17 protein-coding genes are annotated in these 18,904 nt (G+C 63.5%); 10 read left to right on the top strand and 7 right to left on the bottom strand.

Going from position 1 to position 18,904, the window contains the following annotated elements; all coding sequences use genetic code 11:
- Positions 1 to 192 precede the first annotated feature (192 nt).
- The 7 genes from AC0L2P_RS22870 (at position 193) to AC0L2P_RS22840 (ending at position 6,351) form a co-directional block, all read left to right on the top strand.
- Positions 193 to 1,626, top strand: a complete 1,434-nt coding sequence (locus AC0L2P_RS22870) for a LuxR C-terminal-related transcriptional regulator (protein WP_473504258.1) — start codon at positions 193 to 195, stop codon at positions 1,624 to 1,626.
- Positions 1,627 to 1,719: 93 nt separating this feature from the next.
- On the top strand, positions 1,720 to 2,484 hold the full coding sequence (locus AC0L2P_RS22865; RefSeq protein ID WP_473504257.1) for a pseudouridine synthase: 765 nt from the start codon (positions 1,720 to 1,722) through the stop codon (positions 2,482 to 2,484).
- Positions 2,485 to 2,639: 155 nt separating this feature from the next.
- The gene (locus AC0L2P_RS22860; protein WP_473504255.1) at positions 2,640 to 2,987 is read left to right on the top strand and encodes a hypothetical protein; all 348 of its coding nucleotides are present in this window, start codon (positions 2,640 to 2,642) and stop codon (positions 2,985 to 2,987) included.
- 93 nt (positions 2,988 to 3,080) lie between these two features.
- Positions 3,081 to 3,542: an RES family NAD+ phosphorylase gene (locus AC0L2P_RS22855; RefSeq protein ID WP_473504441.1), complete on the top strand. Its 462-nt coding sequence runs from the start codon at positions 3,081 to 3,083 to the stop codon at positions 3,540 to 3,542.
- Positions 3,543 to 3,650: 108 nt separating this feature from the next.
- On the top strand, positions 3,651 to 3,938 hold the full coding sequence (locus AC0L2P_RS22850; protein ID WP_473504253.1) for a hypothetical protein: 288 nt from the start codon (positions 3,651 to 3,653) through the stop codon (positions 3,936 to 3,938).
- 257 nt (positions 3,939 to 4,195) lie between these two features.
- Complete coding sequence (locus AC0L2P_RS22845; protein ID WP_473504251.1) at positions 4,196 to 5,590, top strand: NfeD family protein; 1,395 nt, start codon at positions 4,196 to 4,198, stop codon at positions 5,588 to 5,590.
- Positions 5,587 to 6,351 (top strand): slipin family protein, encoded by a 765-nt coding sequence (locus AC0L2P_RS22840; protein WP_473504249.1) that lies wholly within the window; start codon positions 5,587 to 5,589, stop codon positions 6,349 to 6,351. The genes AC0L2P_RS22845 and AC0L2P_RS22840 overlap by 4 nt, the downstream gene beginning before the upstream one ends.
- A 53-nt stretch (positions 6,352 to 6,404) precedes the next feature.
- On the opposite strand, the gene AC0L2P_RS22835 is transcribed toward AC0L2P_RS22840, so the two are convergent.
- Entirely contained in the window at positions 6,405 to 7,331 is a 927-nt protein-coding gene (locus tag AC0L2P_RS22835) for a LysR family transcriptional regulator (protein ID WP_473504439.1), read from the bottom strand.
- Positions 7,332 to 7,437: 106 nt separating this feature from the next.
- On the opposite strand from AC0L2P_RS22835, the gene AC0L2P_RS22830 reads away from it, so the two are divergent.
- Entirely contained in the window at positions 7,438 to 8,448 is a 1,011-nt protein-coding gene (locus tag AC0L2P_RS22830) for a zinc-dependent alcohol dehydrogenase family protein (RefSeq protein ID WP_473504247.1), read from the top strand.
- A gap of 190 nt (positions 8,449 to 8,638) precedes the next feature.
- Here AC0L2P_RS22830 and AC0L2P_RS22825 read toward each other — a convergent pair whose 3' ends face one another.
- The 3 genes from AC0L2P_RS22825 to AC0L2P_RS22815 are packed head-to-tail and all read right to left on the bottom strand — an operon-like array spanning position 8,639 to position 12,422.
- On the bottom strand, positions 8,639 to 10,960 hold the full coding sequence (locus AC0L2P_RS22825) for a xanthine dehydrogenase family protein molybdopterin-binding subunit (protein WP_473504245.1): 2,322 nt from the start codon (positions 10,958 to 10,960) through the stop codon (positions 8,639 to 8,641).
- Positions 10,957 to 11,940 carry an FAD binding domain-containing protein gene (locus tag AC0L2P_RS22820; RefSeq protein WP_473504243.1) on the bottom strand — a complete coding sequence of 328 codons (984 nt, stop codon included), beginning with the start codon at positions 11,938 to 11,940 and terminating at the stop codon, positions 10,957 to 10,959. Before AC0L2P_RS22820 ends, AC0L2P_RS22825 begins: the two co-directional genes overlap by 4 nt.
- Positions 11,937 to 12,422 carry a (2Fe-2S)-binding protein gene (locus AC0L2P_RS22815; protein ID WP_473504241.1) on the bottom strand — a complete coding sequence of 162 codons (486 nt, stop codon included), beginning with the start codon at positions 12,420 to 12,422 and terminating at the stop codon, positions 11,937 to 11,939. Before AC0L2P_RS22815 ends, AC0L2P_RS22820 begins: the two co-directional genes overlap by 4 nt.
- A 704-nt stretch (positions 12,423 to 13,126) precedes the next feature.
- On the opposite strand from AC0L2P_RS22815, the gene AC0L2P_RS22810 reads away from it, so the two are divergent.
- Positions 13,127 to 13,759, top strand: coding sequence for a TetR/AcrR family transcriptional regulator (locus AC0L2P_RS22810; RefSeq protein ID WP_473504239.1), 633 nt, complete (start codon positions 13,127 to 13,129; stop codon positions 13,757 to 13,759).
- Between the two features lie 18 nt (positions 13,760 to 13,777).
- On the opposite strand, the gene AC0L2P_RS22805 is transcribed toward AC0L2P_RS22810, so the two are convergent.
- Entirely contained in the window at positions 13,778 to 14,218 is a 441-nt protein-coding gene (locus AC0L2P_RS22805; RefSeq protein WP_473504237.1) for a hypothetical protein, read from the bottom strand.
- 267 nt (positions 14,219 to 14,485) lie between these two features.
- Here AC0L2P_RS22805 and AC0L2P_RS22800 point away from each other — a divergent pair, with 267 nt between their 5' ends.
- A complete protein-coding gene (locus AC0L2P_RS22800) occupies positions 14,486 to 15,421 on the top strand; it encodes a hypothetical protein (RefSeq protein ID WP_473504235.1) in 936 nt (311 codons plus the stop codon).
- 29 nt (positions 15,422 to 15,450) lie between these two features.
- Here the strand turns inward: AC0L2P_RS22800 and AC0L2P_RS22795 are convergent, their stop codons facing one another.
- Both AC0L2P_RS22795 and AC0L2P_RS22790 read right to left on the bottom strand, forming a co-directional pair.
- Positions 15,451 to 17,013: a serine hydrolase gene (locus AC0L2P_RS22795; protein ID WP_473504233.1), complete on the bottom strand. Its 1,563-nt coding sequence runs from the start codon at positions 17,011 to 17,013 to the stop codon at positions 15,451 to 15,453.
- A 132-nt stretch (positions 17,014 to 17,145) separates the two neighbouring features.
- Positions 17,146 to 18,579 carry a coiled-coil domain-containing protein gene (locus AC0L2P_RS22790; protein WP_473504231.1) on the bottom strand — a complete coding sequence of 478 codons (1,434 nt, stop codon included), beginning with the start codon at positions 18,577 to 18,579 and terminating at the stop codon, positions 17,146 to 17,148.
- Between the last annotated feature and the right edge of the window lie 325 nt (positions 18,580 to 18,904).

Below are 18,904 nucleotides of genomic sequence, written 5' to 3'. Positions count from 1 at the left end.
GGCGACGGGCCGGCGGAAAAACTCAACATCGTGCATGCCAGAATTGTCGAAACAATACGCATGGAAGCTCCCCCTGATTATTGCTGTTTCTGCAGGTGACCTTGCAGTTTGTGCGTCAGCGGCGGCATCGGACAGATGCAGTATTCGACCTCCTGCATTTGTAGTATTCTTCCGCTGGGGACGGGTTCTACCATGATGCTCAACGACGCTTCGAAAGCGCAGGCGCTCGATGCCTTGTCGGGTCGCGAGCGCGCGGTCGCGGAAAAATTCGCAACCGGCATGACCTATCGAGAAATCGGCAATGCACTTTTCATTGCCCCGACCACCGTTCGCACCCACCTTGCAGCCATCTACGAAAAGCTTGGCGTGCGTACAAAGATCGGGCTTGCGGCGTATTTTGCCGGTGCCTCCGGCGCGCAGCCGGCTCCGTCCTTGTCCGACGCCTCGCCGGTGCTCGCCATATTCCCCATCGAATGCCTGAATTCCGAAGAGCGATGGCAGCGCTTCGCCGACGGCCTGTCGTCGGACATCACCATCGACCTGGCGCGCTACGCCGGCCTGCCCGTCATTGCCTTCCACACGATGAAATCGCTGGGCAGCAAGCCTGCCGATTTCGCCGCGGACGGCAAGGCGCTCGGCGTCACTTATATCGTATCAGGCCGGTTGCGCGCCGACGACCAGAGGGTTCGACTGACGATGGAGCTTGCCGATGCCCGTAACGGCGTAAGCCTGTGGAGAGAGCGCTACGACCGCGCGGTCGAGGATATTTTCGCGCTGCAGGACAACCTGACCGAAAGCATCATCAATGTGTTCGCCGGCAGTTACGGAACCCTCGCCACCGTCGGCCGCAACGCGGTTCGCCGCAAGCCGCCGGCCAGCTTGCGCGCCTATGACTGCTATCTGCTCGCCGTCGAACAGCACACCACGTTCAGCCGCGCCGGCAATGCGGAGGCGATCCGCCTGTTTTTACGCGCGCTGGAGCTTGACCCCACTTTCGCCAACTGCTGGGCCGAACTCGCCTATGCCTATTCGATCGAGGCCTGCAACGGCTTTGGCGACGACGTGTTGACCTCGATCGAGAACTGGCGGACGGCGGCCGAAAACGCACTGCGCCTCGACCCGACGGACAGCTGCGCCCACGCATGCCTTGGCAATCTCAGGGCATGCGTTGGCGACCTCGAAGGAGCCGAGCGCGCCCACCGGCGCGCGCTCGAATACGGCTTCAATCACGCCGGCATACTGGCGCTGCTTGCCGGCAGCAAGGCGCTTGTCGTTGGCGATCCGGCCGAGGCGATCCCGCTAATGGAACGTGCCATGCGCCTCAATCCGCTGGCCCCGCCCTGGTATTTCGGAATGCAGGGCCGCATTCTGTTCGCCGCCGGCAGACACCGGCAAGCCATTGCTGCGCTCCGCCGGAGTTCGCCGGAGTCGCCGGACGTGCTGATGTTTCTGGCGCTCGCGCATGCGGCCATAGGTGAGGCCGGCGAAGCCGCCAGGTTTGCCGCCCGTTTGAAAGCTGAATTCCCCGAATTTTCGGTCGAGCGCTTCGTCACAGCCTATCCCGTGACCAATCCGGATGCCGTGCTGGCCATACGCGATGCCGCAAGGCTGGCAAGGCTCGTCTAATACCGCCGCATGCATCCGAGGCGACATCCAGTCCTTGCGTGGACACAGCCGGCAGCCGACTATACTGGGAATGCGTAACGAGAACCGAACGCCATGTCGCCGCGACCGAACATTGCCCGGCATCGCCCCGCCCCCGGGGCCCAGCCTCCCGGCGTCAGCCTCTGCCGCGCGCTGTCGAAGCTTGGCCTGTGCTCGCGCAAGCAGGCGGAGCTTCTGGTTGCCGAGGGCCGCGTGCGGGTCGCCGGCAAGATCGTGCACAACGGCTCGATGCGCGTCGATCCCGGCCGCGACCGCATCGAGGTCGACGGGCGCCGCGTCGCTGCCGAGCGCAAGGTCTATCTGATGCTCAACAAGCCGCGTGGCCTGGTCACCACCCGCGACGACCCGCAGGACCGCGGCACAGTCTATAATTGCCTGGCAGGCCTAGACCTGCCCTTCGTCTCGCCGGTCGGCCGCCTCGACAAGGCCAGCGAAGGCCTGCTGTTGATGACCAACGACACGCGCGTCGCGCAGCGCCTGCTCGATCCCGCCTCGCATGTCGCCAAGACCTATCACGTGCAGATCGGCGCCCTGCCCGACGAGGCCATGCTGGTGCGGTTGCGCGCCGGCGCGACAGTCGATGGCGAATTGCTGACGGCCCGGTCGATCGAGTTGCTGCGCGGTGGCACCAGCACCGCCTGGTTGGAGATCGTGCTCGACGAGGGCCGCAACCGCCATATCCGCCGGCTGCTCGGCGCCCACGATATCGAGGTGCTGCGCCTGGTGCGGATCGCGATCGGCCCATTGCAACTCGGCGAGCTTGCCAAGGGCAAGGCACGCCATCTGACCGCCGAAGAGCTGGCGCGGCTTCAGGCCTGAGCGACCAGGCACTGGATGCCCTCGAACCGAAGCGGCAATTGACATTAGCATCTCTGTTTCATATTTTCCATTCGTGAAACCGAAATGCGTCGATGCAGTCAAAGTGTCGGGCTGACACGCATGGGCAAAGCTGGCTTGGAAGCCGGAGAGAAGACATGGCTACGGCGTTGCACGCGGTTCCCAGATTCCTGGACGAATTGAGCACGTTTGGCGGTCTCAAGGGGACCGATATTGCAAACATCACCGACGTGTCCAAGGCCACCGTTTCGAGGTGGAAGGCCGGCGACATCAAGCCCCAGCCGCGCAGCGAGCTCATTCTATCGGACCTGCACTATATCGTCGGCCGACTGCAGGAATTCTACGAGCCAAGCGATATCCGCACCTGGCTTTACGCTCGACACCCGCAATTGAACGGTGAAAGGGCGATAGATCTCATTCACGACGACCGTGCTCTCGACGTGCTCAAAGTCATCGATCGGCTTGAGAACGAGGTCTTTCTCTAATTGGCGATCGCCGGGCGGAAACGACGCGATAGCCAGCTCATCGACGCTATCGAGGCAAGAGTTCCTGTCGAATACTCCGGAACGGTTTGGCGTGTGGTGCGCCAGGGCCGCAGCCCGATCCAGTGCTCGAGCTCCGGTGGCCGTTGGGACGATGGAACATTCGACGTGCTCTACACCTCGCAAGAGCGCGAAGGTGCCTTGAGCGAGATGAGATTCCACCTGACGCGGGGGCAGCCAGTGGTCCCTTCGCGTGTCAGATACAATCTATTCGAGATCGATCTTGCTTTGGCCCGGACGCTCAGACTGCTCGACCTGGCCGCCTTGCAGACCCTTGGCCTCGACACCTCGCGCTACGGGCAGCTTTCGTATCAGGAAAAGCACGCCGAATATCCGAGGTCGCAAGATATCGGCGAGGCCGCATATTTCCTCGATTATGACGGTCTGATCGTGCCCAGCGCGCGATATGACTGCCTGAACGTCGTCGCGTTTTGTGATCGGCTGATGACTGGGGCGATAACGACAAGAACCGATCACGGGGAAATCGACTGGACTTAGCCGCGTCCCCGCTACTGTCTATCCCCCGCGCGGGCGATGCGGCCAGGGGAAGTGGCGCGCTAGCATCGCCTCCGATTTGCTAAGGCTCCGACGTGCGAAGGAGGATCCATGCGTGTGCTCCGACTGATACCGACCCTGCTGGTGTTCCTGGCGGTCATGCCACTGAATGGCGAAGCGGCTGGCAAGAAGTACCCCAAAGGCCACGGCACGAACTGCGCCGAGAAGGACCGGGAGTGCCAGAACCAATGCCAGGCTCAGCCGATCGACTACAACAGCGTCCGGTCAATCAATGCGCGCAACGAATGCCTGAACAAGTGTACGATCGGCTACGATCTGTGTCTCGGGGCACCCGCCCGAATCCAGGAACAGACAATCCAGGAGGACACCGCGCAATAGAACCCGCTAATGCATGTCGCCCAGAAGTGCGCAGCGGTTTTGGGATAACGACATGCATAAGAACAACAAGCGCGTCGTATGAAGACTGAACAGAAGGACTGCTGTCTGCACACCTATCAGGGGTTCATTGCCGGCGCTTGAAACTCTTCTGTCTTGCCGGACATCTCCCCACGGAGGGGGCCCGGAGGGGGAGATCGGCAGCTTCCACATGGATTTCGGCAAAATCCAGCCCATATCCTGGATGTGGAGCTTTGAGCGTGAAACTCGCGCGTGCGGTCCTGCTTGCCGCGGCTTTCGTGGCTGTTGCTGCCGTTTGTGCCTCTTCCGCAACCGGAGAGGCGAACGGCCGGGAGAAAATTGCGTTGCGCGTCGAGATCGATGGCGCCATTGGTCCGGCAAGTGCCAGGCAGCTCGAGGAAGCGCTGGCGGTGGCCGCGGACCGAAACGTCCAGGCTCTCATCCTGCAGATGGACACGCCCGGCGGGCTGGTCACCAGCATGCGCGAGATGATCGCCGGCATCCTCGCCTCGCCGGTTCCCGTCATCGGCTATGTCGCGCCCGCCGGCGGGCATGCGGCGAGCGCTGGAACCTACATCCTCTATGCCACCCATCTGGCGGCGATGGCGCCCGGCACGAATCTGGGCGCGGCAACGCCGATCGAGATGGGTGGGCCGCTGCCGTCGTTTCCCGGCGGGCACAAGAACGATGGCCCCGAGGCGGACAAGGACAAGAAGAATGCGCCGGCCGGCGATGCGATGATAGCTAAGGCGACGAACGATGCCGTTGCCCTGATCCGCAGCCTGGCTGAATTGCGCGGGCGCAATGCCGAATGGGGAGAAAAGGCCGTGCGCGAGGCGGCCAGCCTGTCGGCCGGCGCGGCGCTGCAGCAGCATGTCATCGACTTCGTCGCCCGCGACATCACCGAACTGCTTCAACTGGCCGACGGCCGGACCGTCGAGATCGCCGGCAAAAAAGAGGCATTGGCGACCAAAGGGCTGCCGGTTGAAACGCTCGAGCCCGGCTGGCTCATCCGGCTTCTCGCCGTCATCACGGACCCGAACGTCGCCGTCATCCTGATGCTGGTCGGCGTCTACGGCCTCGTCTTCGAGTTCACGAGCCCGGGCGCAGTCGCGCCCGGCGTGATCGGCACGATTTGCCTTCTGCTTGGGCTCTATGCGCTCAATCTCCTGCCGATCAGCTATGCCGGCCTTGCCTTGATGCTGCTTGGCATCATCTTCCTAGTCGTCGAAGCCCTGAACCCGACTGTGGTCCTTGGGCTGGGAGGCGTGGCTGCGTTTCTGCTGGGCGCTGCCATGCTGCTCAGGATCGAGGGGCCTGGCTTCGAGATGTCGTGGGCCGTTATTGGCACCGCCGCCGTCCTGACGCTCGGCCTGGCGCTGTTGACCGGCAGCTATCTGTGGGCGGCCCGCAAGAACGTTCCGCGTGTTGGCGCACAGGCCATGCAGGGGATGCCGGCGGAGATCCTCGACTGGCAGGGCAGCGAGGGCCACGTGCTCGCCCGGGGCGAGCGCTGGCGGGCAAAAGCCGACGAACCGCTTGCAGTGGGCGACAGCGTCGAGGTGGCCGATGTCAGGGATCTTGTGCTGACGATACGGCGCCGCAATGTGAGAAGCGATGGAGCAAGGCAATGATCATCGGTTATGTAGCCTATCTGGCGGCAGCGCTCGTCGTGGTCATGTTCCTATCCGCGGCCATTCGCATCCTGCGGGAATATCAGCGCGGCGTGGTCTTCACGCTCGGCCGCTTCACCGGGGTCAAGGGCCCCGGCCTTATCATCCTCATCCCCTTCGTGCAGCAGATGGTGAAGGTCGACCTGCGAGTGGTGGTCCAGGACGTCCCGCCGCAGGACGTGATCTCGCGCGACAACGTCTCGGTGAAGGTCAACGCGGTGCTGTATTTTCGTATCGTCGACGCCGAGCGGGCGGTGATCCAGGTCGAAGACTTCATGACCGCCACCAACCAGCTGGCACAGACCACGTTGCGCTCGGTGCTCGGCAAGCATGAGCTCGATGAAATGCTGGCCGAACGTGACAAGCTCAACAGCGATATCCAGGAGATTCTCGACCAGCGCACCGATGCCTGGGGCATCAAGGTCTCCGACGTCGAGATCAAGCATGTCGACCTCAACGAAAACATGGTCCGCGCCATCGCCAAGCAGGCCGAGGCCGAACGGCTGCGGCGTGCGAAAGTGATCAATGCCGATGGCGAACAGCAGGCGGCGGCAAAGCTCGTCGAGGCCGGCAAGATGCTGGCCGAAGCACCGCAAGCCATGCAGCTACGCTATTTCGAGGCTCTCCATGACATCGCCGGTGAGCGCTCGTCGACGGTCGTGTTTCCGGTGCCGATGGATCTGCTCGGTCATTTCATCAAGCAGCCGGGTGCGGAGAGGTGAGGGGCTGAAGCTGCCAATCTCCCCCACTTGGGGGGAGATTGGCAGCTCCACCCTCACCTCCATGGCGGGACCGGCGCAAAGCGTTTGCCGATCCAGTCGGCGAAGGCACGTGTCTTGGCGGCTTGTCCCTTGGCCGAAGGCATGACGACATAGACGGCGCCCTCGTCGGCAAGCGTCCAGTCCTCCAGCACTGGCACCAGCCGGCCGTCGGCGAGCTCGCGTCCGACCAGCCAATCTGTACTCATCATCAACCCGACGCCCTGCACGGCGGCTTCGACCAGCACCTCGGCATCGTCGGTGACCAGCGGCCCGGAAACTTCGATACTGACGCGGCGGCCCGATCTGTCTGTCATCTCCCACGCCGGAAAGGTCTGGAAGCCCGAGAAGCCGAGACAGCTGTGTTCCAGCAGCGCTTCCGGCGCAGCTGGCGTGCCCCGGCGGGCAAGGTAGTACGGTGCGGCGCATAGCAGCCGCCGCCGTGTCGCCACCTTGCGCGCCACCAGCCGCGAATCCTGCAGCGCGCCGAGACGAACGGCGACATCGAAATTCTCGGCGACGAGATCTACGAAGCGGTTGGAGAACTCGGCCTCTATACGGACGTCGGGAAATTCGGCGAGAAACTGTGGCAGCAGCGGGCCGATCCACATGCGCCCGAACGAGCCGGGCAATGCCAGCCGCAGCACGCCGCGCGGCCCGCCGCCGGCATGCGCCGACGCTGCAGCCTCGGCCTCGTCGACCGCGGCCAAGATGGCGCGGACGCGGACAAGGAACTCCGAACCCGCCTCGGTCAGCGACACGCTTCGCGTCGTCCGATGCAGCAGGCGCACGCCCAACCGCTCTTCCAGCGAGGCAAGGCGCCGCGACAGGATCGTCGCGTCGCGGCCGATGCGAGCCGCCGCCTTGGTGAAGGAGCGTGCTTCGGCGATTGCCGCGAAGGCGGCCATTTCGGCCAATGCTGCCGGTTCGTGCGATTGCTGCATCATGCGCAGAGCTCAAATGCAAAAGCCAAGGATTATATACCAATAGCGCAGCAGATAGTTTCACTCAATCCCGGCCCGTCAATCGGCCCACCAACCGGAGTGAGACATGAAAGCCATCGAACTAACTGCCCCGAGACTGGACGCGTTTCGCGAGGCCACCGTTCCCACGCCCGAACCGCAGCGCGGCGAAGTGCTGATCCGCCTGCGCGCCGCAAGCCTCAATTTTGTCGATGTCGCTATAGCAAGCGGCAACTATCCAGGTCCGAGCTTTCCGCTCATTCCCGTCGTCGATGGCGCTGGCGAGATCGTCGGCATCGGCGAGGGCGTGTCGAAGCTCGCCATCAACGACCGCGTTATCGCCCATGCAAAACCGCGCTGGATCGGCGGCCGTCCGCGGCCTTACGAGACCAGGGAGATGCGCGGGCTGACACTGCCTGGCTCACTCGCCGAATATGTCGCGCTGCCGGCCAATGCCGTCGTGCCGACGCCGGCGCATTTGTCTTTCGAAGCAGCGGCGACGCTGCCGATCGCCGGTACCACCGCGTGGAATGCGGTTCGCGCCGCCGATGCCGGGCCCGGATCGGTCGTCGTCCTGCTCGGTACCGGCGGTGTCTCGATCTTGACCCTGCAGCTGGCCAAGGCAGCCGGCGCCACGGTCATCATCACCTCGTCGTCGGACGAAAAGCTGGCGCGCGCCAAGGCCTTGGGTGCGGATCATCTCATCAATTATCGTGAGACGCCGGACTGGGACGCCAAGGTGCTCGATCTGACCGACGGCCTCGGCGCCGACCTGATCGTCGAAACCGGCGGCTCGGCCACCTTCGCCCGCTCCATCAATGCCGCGGCGCCCGGCGGCACGGTGTTCGCCATCGGCTTCGTCACCGGCGCCGAGGCCACCACGAACCTGCTGCCGATCATCATTAAGGCGCTCAAGGTAGTGGGCAACAACACCGGTTCGGTGTCCGACCTGCGCGACGCGGCGCGCGCCATCGGCGCCGCCCGTATCGATCCGGTCATCGACACAATCTACAGCCAGCACGAGGCGACCGAGGCGTACGCGCATATGGCAGCCGGCGGGAGGCATTTCGGCAAGCTCGCGTTCCAGTTGCAGTGGTGAGGAGGCGAAAACGGCCGAGCGCGCAATCTCCCCCCTCGAGGGGGAGATGTCGCCAAAGGCGACAGAGGGGGTCGGCTCGACTGGAAGCGGCCTCTTGTCGCCGACAGAGAAGGCTGGCGCTTCACGCGAGACGACCCCCTCTGGCCTGCCGGCCATCTCCCCGCAAGGGGGGAGATTACTCGCCTCCACCTCAGATCAGCTTCTCCAGCGTGATCGGCAGGTCCCGCACCCGTTTCCCGGTGGCGTGGAATACCGCATTGGCGATCGCCGGCGCCACGCCGACGATGCCCAGTTCGCCGACCCCCTTGCCGCCGAGCACCGAGGAATGCGGATCGGGAATACCGACCGAGATCACCTCGATGTCGGGAATGTCGGCATTGGTGGCAATGAGATAGTCGGCGAGGTTGTTGTTGACGATGCGCCCATGCCGGCGGTCGACGATGCCTTCCTCGAGCAGCGCCTGGCCGATGCCCATGATGATGCCGCCCTTCCACTGGCTTTCGGCGAGCTTGGGGTTGTAGAGCCGGCCTGAATCCAGTGCCGACACCACGCGCGACACCCGAACCGTGCCAAAGTCCTCGTCGACGCGCACTTCGATGAAATGCGCGCACCAGCTGTGGCGGGAATAGTTGCCCTCGGTGTGCGGCAGCGCCATGGCGATGGTGGTGAAGTTCTTGTAGCGGTCCTCGGCCGTCGAATTGGCCGGCATGGTGTCGCCCTTCGCCTCGATATGCTCGCGCCCGACGCTGCTGAGCAGTTCGGCGATGCAAACTTCAGGGCCATCGCCGCGCGGTGATAAAATGCGGCCGCCGGCGACGACGAGCGTGTTGGCCTGCAGCGTATGGAACGGCGAAGCCGGATCGCTGATGGCGAGCCCGATCAACTGGTCGAGTGCGGCGCTCGCCGCCTTGTGGACGGCGCCCGTCATCACCCCGGCCAGCCGCGAGCCGCCGGTGACGCCGGCGCGGGCATAGCGGGAATCGCCAAGCTTGACGACGACGTTTTCCGCCGGCACGCCCACCACCTCGGCGGCGGTCTGCGCCAGGATCGTGTAGGTGCCCTGCCCCATATCGATCGATGAGCTTTCGACCTCGACCGAGCCGTCGGCAAGAATGCGCACGACCGCCTCGCCATAGGCGCGCCGCACCGGATAGGTACCGGCGGCGACGCCCCAGCCGACCAGTTGGTTGCCGTCCCGCATCGAGCGCGGCCGGGGGTCCCGCTTCGACCAGCCAAAGGCTTCGGCGCCGGCCGCGAACGCCTCGCGCAGCTGCCGTGTCGACCACGGCTTCTTCGCATGTGGATCCTGCTCGGCATAGTTCCTGAGCCGGATTTCCAGCGGGTCGATACCGACCTCATAGGCGAGCTCGTCGATCGCGCTTTCGATACCGAAGGCGCTCGGGTTCTCGCCCGGCGCGCGCAATGCCCCCGGCACCACCGTGTTGACCCGCACGACGTTCTGCCGCGACGAGAAATTCGGCGTCGCGTACATGACCGACGTGACCGAGCCGAGCGGCTCGACCCACATGCCATCGACCGAGGTCTCGTTGACCCCACGATGCACGATCGATTGGATTTTGCCGTCGTGATCGGCGCCGAGCGCCACCGTCTGGCGCGTCGCCGCCCGTCCGCCATAGGCGGTGAAGGTCTGTGGCCTGGTGACCGCCAGCTTCACCGGTCGTCCCAGCATTTTCGCGGCGACTGCCGCCACGGCGCCGTAGCCGTAGGCGAACGCCTTGGAGCCGAAGCCGCCGCCAATATAGGGCGAGACCAATCGTACATTCTCGAACGGCACGCCGAACCATTCGGCATAGGTCCGCGCCATGCCGTCGAGCCATTGGCTCGGCTCCCAGACCGTCAGCTGGTCGCCCTTCCACTTTGCGATCAGGCCATGCGGCTCCATCGGCGCCTGGTATTCGCGCGGCGTGTTGTAGGCGTTGCAGATCCTGACCGGAGCCGAGGTGAAGGCTGTCTCCGCCTCGCCCCATTCCTTGGTCATCGCATCGACCGGGATGCCGTCGCCGGCCTTTGGGTCGCTGAGGTCGACGATCGCCGGCGCCTCGTCACAGGCGATTTTGACCAGCGCCGCGGCGGCGACCGCCTGCTCGAAACTTTCGGCGATGACCGCCGCGACATGCTGGCCGCTGAAGGTGATGTCGCGCGCCAGCGGGCAATAGGCAACGGCAGGGGGCGGCGTGCCCAGCCAGTCCGTTGCCGTTCTCAGCGGCAGGATATTGTCGGGCGTCAGCACCAGAAGCACGCCGGGCGCCGCCTCGGCCGCCGCCGTGTCGATCGAACGCACGCGGCCGGCGGCAATGGTGCTCTCGACCAGCACCGCATGGGTGAGCCCCTCGAGCCGCTGCTCGACGGCGTATTTGGCGGCACCCGTGATCTTGGCCGGGCCATCGACGCGCGACAGCCGGCCACCGACCTGATCCGCGAGGACGGCACCGTCCGAAGCGTCGCCGCGTTTGGCATCGCCGGGTCTTGTTCTCAACTCGTGAACGGTCATGCCGTTTCTCCCATTTTGAGGATGGCACGGGCGACGACGCGCGGCGCCAGTTCGATCTTATAGTGGTTGGCGCCATGGTCGACGGCGCCCTCGACGGCGAGCAGGCTGGCCTGCCTGACGACCTCCGGCTCGAGCACCTTGCCTTTCAGCGCCTCTTCGACGGCGCGGGCGCGCCATGGCTTGGTGGCGACGCCACCAAGCGCGACACGCAGATCGCGGATCGTCGTGCCGTCGGCCTCGAATTCAATGCCGACCGCAGCACTTGCCGCAGCGAATTCATAGGACTGGCGGTCGCGGACCTTGAGATAGGTCGAGCGGCGGGCGGCGGCGGAAGCCGGAATGCCGATCGCGGTGATCATCTCGCCGGGCTCGATCGTGTGTTCCCTTTCGGGCGTGCTGCCAGGCAGCAGGAAAAAGTCATCGACGGCAATCTGGCGTTCGCCGAGACGGACGATCGCGTCGAAGGCGACGAGCGCAATCGCCAGGTCGCCGGGATAGGTGGCGATGCAGGCCTCGCTGGTGCCGAGCACGGCATGGCCGCGGGTGACGCCGCCGATGGCCGAGCAGCCGCTGCCGGGCGAGCGCTTGTTGCAGGCGGGGAAATTCGCCGGATCGCGGAAATAGGGGCAGCGTGTACGCTGCATCAGATTGCCGCCGACCGTCGCCATGTTGCGCAGCTGCGCCGACGCCGCCTGCCATAGCGCCTCCGAGACGGCAGGGAACCTACTCTTGATATCGGCATGGTCGGCGACTTGGCTCATCCTGGCCAGCGCGCCGATCATGGCGCCGCGGTCATCGACGGCAATCGTGTCCAGTCCCTTGAGATGGGTGATGTCGACCACGGTCTCGAGTTCGGCAACGCCGCATTTCGCGAGATCGACAAGCGTCGTGCCGCCGGCCAAAAGCATGGCGCCCGGCAGCGCCGCTGCCTCGCGGGCCGCATCGACGGAGCCGGCGCGGAGATATGAAAAGTCCTTCATGATGCGGCCTCCATTGCCGCCTGGCGCACGGCGGCGACGATATGCGGATAGGCGCCGCAGCGGCAGAGATTGCCGGCCATATATTCGCGGATCTCGTCGTCGGAGCCGGCATGGCCCTCGCGAATGCAGGCGACCGCCGACATGATCTGGCCGGGCGTGCAATAGCCGCACTGGAAGGCGTCCTGTTCGAGGAAGGCGGCCTGCACCGCATGCAGCGTGCCATCCTCCCCGGCAAGCCCTTCGATGGTGGTGATGTCCCTGCCTTCAGCCTGAGTGGCAAGCGTCAGGCAGGCCAGCACGCGCTGGCCGTCGACATGCACGGTGCAAGCGCCGCACTGGCCCTGGTCGCAGCCCTTCTTGGTGCCGGTCAGGCCGAGATGATTGCGCAAGGCGTCGAGCAGCGTAACGCGCGGTTCGACCTCCAGCTCATGCCGGTGTCCGTTGATTTGAAGTTGGATTGGAGTTCGGGTTTTGCTTGTCATTGGGCGTCTGGCTCCAGTTGCTTGACGCGGGAGGGGATGATCTGGTGCCCGGCCGGGCAAGGGCGTCAGGTGGCTAGGTCTGAGGACGAAGGCAGGGGTGACGGCCTATCTCCCCACTTGAGAGGGAGACTATGCTCTCGGCCGACACCGCCAATCTCAGCCAAGGGAAGCTTGCAGGCTCGAAGGAAACATACCCGATCCCGTAATTACATGATAAAGGCGCTCCACAAATCGGAGGCGCCTCCGTTTATTACCTAAGGGCCTGCCCTGCTCTGTTCAAGCCCCGGATCGAAATTGATCAAAATTGGAGAAAATTGGCAGGGCGCCAGCCGTCATGCCTCAAGACAAAAAAGCACCACCGGCCCAAGCCGGTGGTGCTCCCTGAACTGTCTGTAGGGGCAGGACAGTCCAATGATCCTGAGGGGATCGTGCTCAAGGTGGGCTCAATTTTGCCCCACGGCATCGGCCGAACAGATGAGGAGTGCCGGCCGCGAGAAAATATCCTTCGTCGTCATCCACCGGCCGTGCACCGGAGGCGGGCAAGATGCCTCGCTTGGCGGAACGCCGGCCAGCCCAGACCCGATCCTGTGATTATATTTACTTGCGATTATATTTGTCAGAGACGTAACGAAGCTGGAAGCGTCCGCGTTCTTGAAACGGGGCCTGCCTATCCGGTTATGCTTCGGATCAGCACTGGAGAAAAATTGGCCGCGGAGCCGCCCGTCATATCTGGAGACAAAACAGAAGCCGCCGTTGCAAAACCGCTGCGCGCCGACGCGCAGCGCAACCGCGATGCGCTGGTCGAGGTCGCGGCAAAAGCCTTTGCCGCGCATGGCGTCGATGCCTCGCTGGAGGAGATTGCGCGCCAGGCCGGCGTCGGCATCGGCACGCTCTACCGGCATTTCCCAACCCGCGAGCATCTGGTTGAGGTGGTCTACCGGCGCGAAGTTGAAGGACTGTGCCAGGCGGCCGACGAGCTCGCCCACGATCATGCGCCCGACGTCGCGCTCGAACAATGGATGCAGCGCTTCGTCGACTACATCGCCACCAAGCGCGGGCTGTCGACAAGCCTGCGCATCCTGCTCACGACCAACTCAACCCTGTTCTCCGACGTTTCGGGCAGGGTCACGCTCGCCTTGCGGCGGCTGATCGATGCCGCTGTCGTCGACGGCTCGATCCGCAGCGACGTCGATGCCTCCGACGTGCTGCATGCGCTGGGCGGCATCTATTCGGCCCCTGACACCAAGGACTGGCGCGACCGCTCGCGCCGATTGGTGTCGCTGCTGATGGATGGGCTGCGGTTTGGAGCGGCCAAATCCGGCCCATCCAGGGAATGACGAATGCAGTGACTGCCCTTATTTCAGCGAGATGCTCATACCACTGAGATCGGCGTTGACTTGCAGGCCCACCTGCCGGCCCGTGAGTTCGAGTTGGGCACCCTTGTCATTGGTCATGACGATCACCTGGGCCCCCTTGCCGACTGCGCCGCCACCGCCCGCTGCACCGTACACCCCCGCTACATCCCGAGCGCGGCGTATGTGGCGTACCGTACCTTTGAAATAAGTCTTGGAGGCACCGAAGGCGAGGCCGCCCGAGATGCCGCCGACCGAGATTGGATATCGGCGACCATGGAAGGTCAGCGTGCCCTCGCCTCCGGAGCCACCGATGAAAAAGGCCGCCTTGTAGACTGCGAAGCGGATCGTACCAGTGTCGGCATGTGCGACGCTGGCAAAGCTAACTGCCGCCGCAGCGATGACGGCAACCGCGGCTGAACGAAATCTGGACGAAATCTTCATGACGAGAACTCCTCAAGATCGCCGCATGCCCAGCCGGCCGGGCCGTCGGCGTCGTATCAAAGTCATAGCTGAACAGTCTCGCCCGTTATTGGTTCCAAGCACCCGGCCTGAATTCCGCTGCGAGAAGACCGCTACGAAACGAGGCGGATGGCGAGCATAGTCCTGGCTGTAAGAACAGCGGCGCCGGCGCCCCTACGAAGACGTAGGTGTTGAAGCGGAATGGTATTAGTCTGCGCTGTCTGGGGTTTCGGGGAGCGCGGCCAAAGAATGGACTTCAACTCACGTCACGGCTACGTCCTGATCGGCGGCCTGATCCTGGTCGGTGCCGGGCTAATGATCGTTTCGCTGATCGTTAATCTCCGTGTCGCGCACAGTGTGCGTGACGACGTGCGCCATCGTGAAAAGCTGCTGGAATATTATCGCAATATCTTTTCGCAGCTGGGCGTGATCCTGATCGGGATTGGCGTGTCCCTTTTCATCTTCTTTTTCCAGCAGAATTATCAGGACCAGCGCAGACGCGAAACGGAACTCCAGCAGGTTCTCGCCAAATTGGCGGCGCGTGTTGCCCGCGGCAGCGCTGTCGTGGAGGCTCTCGGCGAATTCGATCCGTTGCTGGATGATGGCGGCGCCTATGTCAGTCCGGAACTCGGCGGCAACAATGCCGCCGTCAGCGCCCATGGAACGGCGCTCGCCAAGCAGGTTTCCCAGATCCTTCTGGTCGAGCGCGATGTTGATGTTCAGGGATTCGATATTCTCAATCTGTCACGCGATTTCGAAGCATCGTTCGTCGTCAACGAGCTCAACCCGACGTTATGGTTCAACATCGTCCGTGACGAGAGCGACATCAAATATGCCACCACCCAGATCGCCCTGGATTACAAGGATCTGCAGGATGCGATCGGCGGCGAGCCGATCGAGGTTGCAATCACCAATCCCGAAAAAGAGCGGATGATCAAGCAGGAGGTGCTCGACGTCTTTTACGATGCCGACCTGCTGCGCCAGCGCGGCAGGCGGTTCCTCGGCCGCGCGTGCTGGCTTTTCAGCAAGGGGCGCGGCTTCGTCAAGCTTGTACCGGCCAATGAGATCGAAGCGGATGCCAGATCGCACCAGGAATGGATCGACCGGTCGAAACCCTTCCTGACGCAGGCGACGTCCGGCAGCGGCGATTGCTTCAAATTGCTCCAGTTCGGCCCGGCATCCTGAACCGGCAAAGGCTTACTCATCGCTGGCGGCTAATCCCCGACGCGCTGCAGCGTACCGAGATGATTGTCGTTTAGAAAATCAACGATCATGGCCGACGCCTTGCCGTCGGGCCCGACGGCAAAGCTGACGGCCGAGGGCCTGTCCGGCATCTCGGCATCAGGGAAGGTCACGAAGAGGTCGCGGTCGAAATGCTTCAGTGGATAGGACCGCGCACCGGCGGGCCCGACCTTGAGGACAAGAGCGTCTCCTTCGCCCGACACAACTGCATCGCCGAAGAAGTCGTTGAAGTAGCGGCCTGCATAGGCACTGGCCGGCGCCGCCGGACTTGCCGGAGAGGGCGGCGCGGCATAGGTGGCCTTGGCCGCCGTGACCGCCGGCCCAAACAGCCCTGCATAGATGTCATCCCACGCCTTCACCCAATCCTTCTCCATCGTTCCGTCGAAGACGAGATCGGCGAAGCTGTCGGACAGTCCCTCCGGCACGCCTGTCGGAAAGGCATTGGCGATGATCACGATGCCAAGCTTCTCCTGAGGGAACAGCGTCACCAGGCTGCGTGCGCCGACGCTGAAGGCGCCGGCATGACCCCAGCTCAGGCCGTGCCGGCCAAATTCGATGTTCCAGCCAAGACCGTAGAAGGACTCGCCGCCCGAGACCGGGTTCTTGCCGCGGGTCATCAGAGGAACATGCATCTGGTCCAGCGCATCGGCCTTGATGAGCGTCTCGCCGGCGTAGACGCCGTTGCCGAGTACCAGGCGCATCCATTGCGAGAGATCGCGTGCCGTAGAGCTGACGCCGCCTGCTGGCGCCTGTGCATCCGGATTGCGCTTGACCTTCGCGGTCCAGGCGCCATCGATCTTGGCGTGGAGTTCGGCGCGGTTGGCGTGCTTGATGAAGTCCAGGTGGCGGGAGCTGGTCGAGCTCATTCCAAGCGGACGGTAAAGCTTCTCCTCGGCGACTTCTTCCCATGATTTGCCTGTCGGCTTCGCGGCCGCGACGGCACCCTCGGTCAGTCCGAAATTACTGTAGGAATAGCCGGCACGAAAGCTCGATGACGGCGACACGAACCGCAGGCGGCGCAGGATTTCCGCGCGATCATAGCCAATGTCCTCGAGGTCGTCGCCCGCCGTGCCCGGAAGTCCGCTGCGGTGCGAAAACAGGTCGCGGACCGTGAGTTCGCTGGTCGGATAGGGCTCGGCGAGCCTGAAGCCCGGATCGAGGTCGGCGATCTTCGAGCCCCAGGAAACGGCCCCGTCGCTGACCAGCGCCGCCACGACGGTTGCGGAGACCGGTTTCGAGAGCGAGGCGATCTGGAAGACCGTGTCGGCGTCGACGACCTGCGGCTTGCCGGCCTCGCAATGCCCGAACCCCTTGAGGAAGATCACTTCGTCGCCATGCACGACGCCGATGGCCAGACCGGGCACGCTGCCATCCGCGACGGCGCCTTCGGCAAGCAATTCGAGCTTCGCAAGGGCCGCGGTGATCCTGTCGGGTGGGATGGTATCGGCCGATGCTGCTTTCGGCGAAAGCACCATGATTGCGATGAAGGCAAACATCCCCCACCGGAGGTGGTTCCGGTTTGTGAATAGCCGCATGCTCAGCCCCCTCCGCTTCACGGCGTGCACTATCGCAGGCCGACGCAGGGAAGGCCAGCCTCACGCTCGACCCGCCATTCATTGGCGGATGTCCGCTTCGCACCAGTCGAAATTCAGACTGCCGCGCCTGAGCTAGGATGCAGCGCGCAGGCGGAGGCGCCGCCTGCTGGCGCGGGCCTTATCCGCCACCGCGGCGGTGATCTCGACCACGCCGTCTTCGCGCGGTCTGGCGTTGGTGACCTTGTGGAGCCGCTCATAGGGCAACAGCTCCTTGACCCGGGCTTGAAGCGACGCGACTTCGGCACGCAGATCCTCGCATTCCTGCCGCTGGACGTCGAATTGTATCTGTTCGGATGCCTGCTGCAGGGAAAGCTGCGAAAAATTCGCGCTGACCGCGGAAAGATTCACCTTGTCGTTTTCGCTCTCTTTTATGAGAGCGGACAATTTTTGCTCGACAATTTGCTTTTCCGCCACCGCGTCGCTCGCTTGAGCCTTGAGCCTGGCGATCTCGCTGGCGGCTTCGCTGCTCTGGTTGGAGGCGGCCTCCAGTCGCGATCGGAGATCCTCGATTTCAGAGCGCAAGCCAGTCATCTCCGCGACACCGCGCGCAAGCTCGGCTTCCCTGTCACCGTCCCTGAGGCGGGCTGCTTCCGTTATTTCCGATAGCTTCGCTTGCGCCATATCGAGCGATTTCTGCAGCCGCATTTCCTCTTTCTCGCTCTTGCCAAGCGCAGCCAGCAGTTCCGAAACCTGGGCGGCATCATTGGCATGGACAGTCGAGAGTTCGTCCAGCCTGTGCCGCGCCTCGGCCTCCCGTTTCAGCGCCTTGTCGAGGTCGATCGACAGGCTGACATGTTTCTCCCGCAGCATCTCGTTCTCGCGCGAGCGTCTGTTGGCCTCGACGGCTCTGGCCGAGAGCGTTTTGACAAGCTCGCCGAACTCGGCCTCGCGTTTTGCGCTCGCATTGCCTGCCACGACGAGTTCCAGCCTTGCCGCAGCCAGCGCGCCACGAAGTGCTTCCTTATCCTCGACCAAGCTCGCGTCGTGCTGCTGCAGGGCCTCGATAGTGCTGTCGCGCTCACGCTGCTTTCTGGTTGCGTCGTGGAGCTGTTCGGACAGCGCTCTTTGCTGCGCGGTCAGGCCGGTATTTGCCAGCTCCAATTCGTTGGCGCGAAGAATGTCGCCGTGGAGGAGTTTCAGGAATTCGCCCGTCAGATGATGCGAGGTCGCGATTTCCGACAGTTTCGCGTTGATCTCCCCCAGATACTCCTGCGCGTCGTGAAAGAGCCCATCGACTGCGCTTAAGGCAGCCAGCCGGGTTTGCGTATGGGGGGTCAGCCGTCGCGCGGTCTCGAAAGCGTCCGCATTGGCCTCGAGTTGCGAGTTGTCATCCGTTGCTACGAGATTTTCATCCGACACAGTCTCATCCGGCACAGTGACATCGTACAACGGCGACTGATCGTCGACGTTGAGACATTCGCTGAACGCATCCGCCAGATCGGTTTCGAGCTCCTTGAACGCTTTCTCCACAGTCTCGGCACGCTTGATCAAACCTTTGAAATTCATGACCGAATATCCCTCTCGTGCAGCGCCGTTAAGGAGCGGGCTTTCGACACTTGACCCTCGCCTCCCCCAAGCACGGGTTCATCTCCTGATTGCGCTCTGGCCGACGCACGCTAGGGACAGGCTTGCCCACTGTCCTCGTGTGTTTGAATGACGCAAAGCCGTGTTCTTCCGCGTTCCATATCCAAACCGTTGGCACCGCTCGCAAAATGCCCATTCATTTCACCCGAAACGGTGCGAAACGGACAATGAAGCGGCGCAATCCTAAGGATCGCTGATGATTGTCGTAAGGACCGGCCGAGCGCCTCGGTGCTCTGCAGCAGCTACA

Source organism: Mesorhizobium sp. WSM4836 (assembly GCF_055811815.1).
Note: the sequence above shows the minus strand (reverse complement) of the source record. Positions and strands in the feature narration are given on the sequence as shown.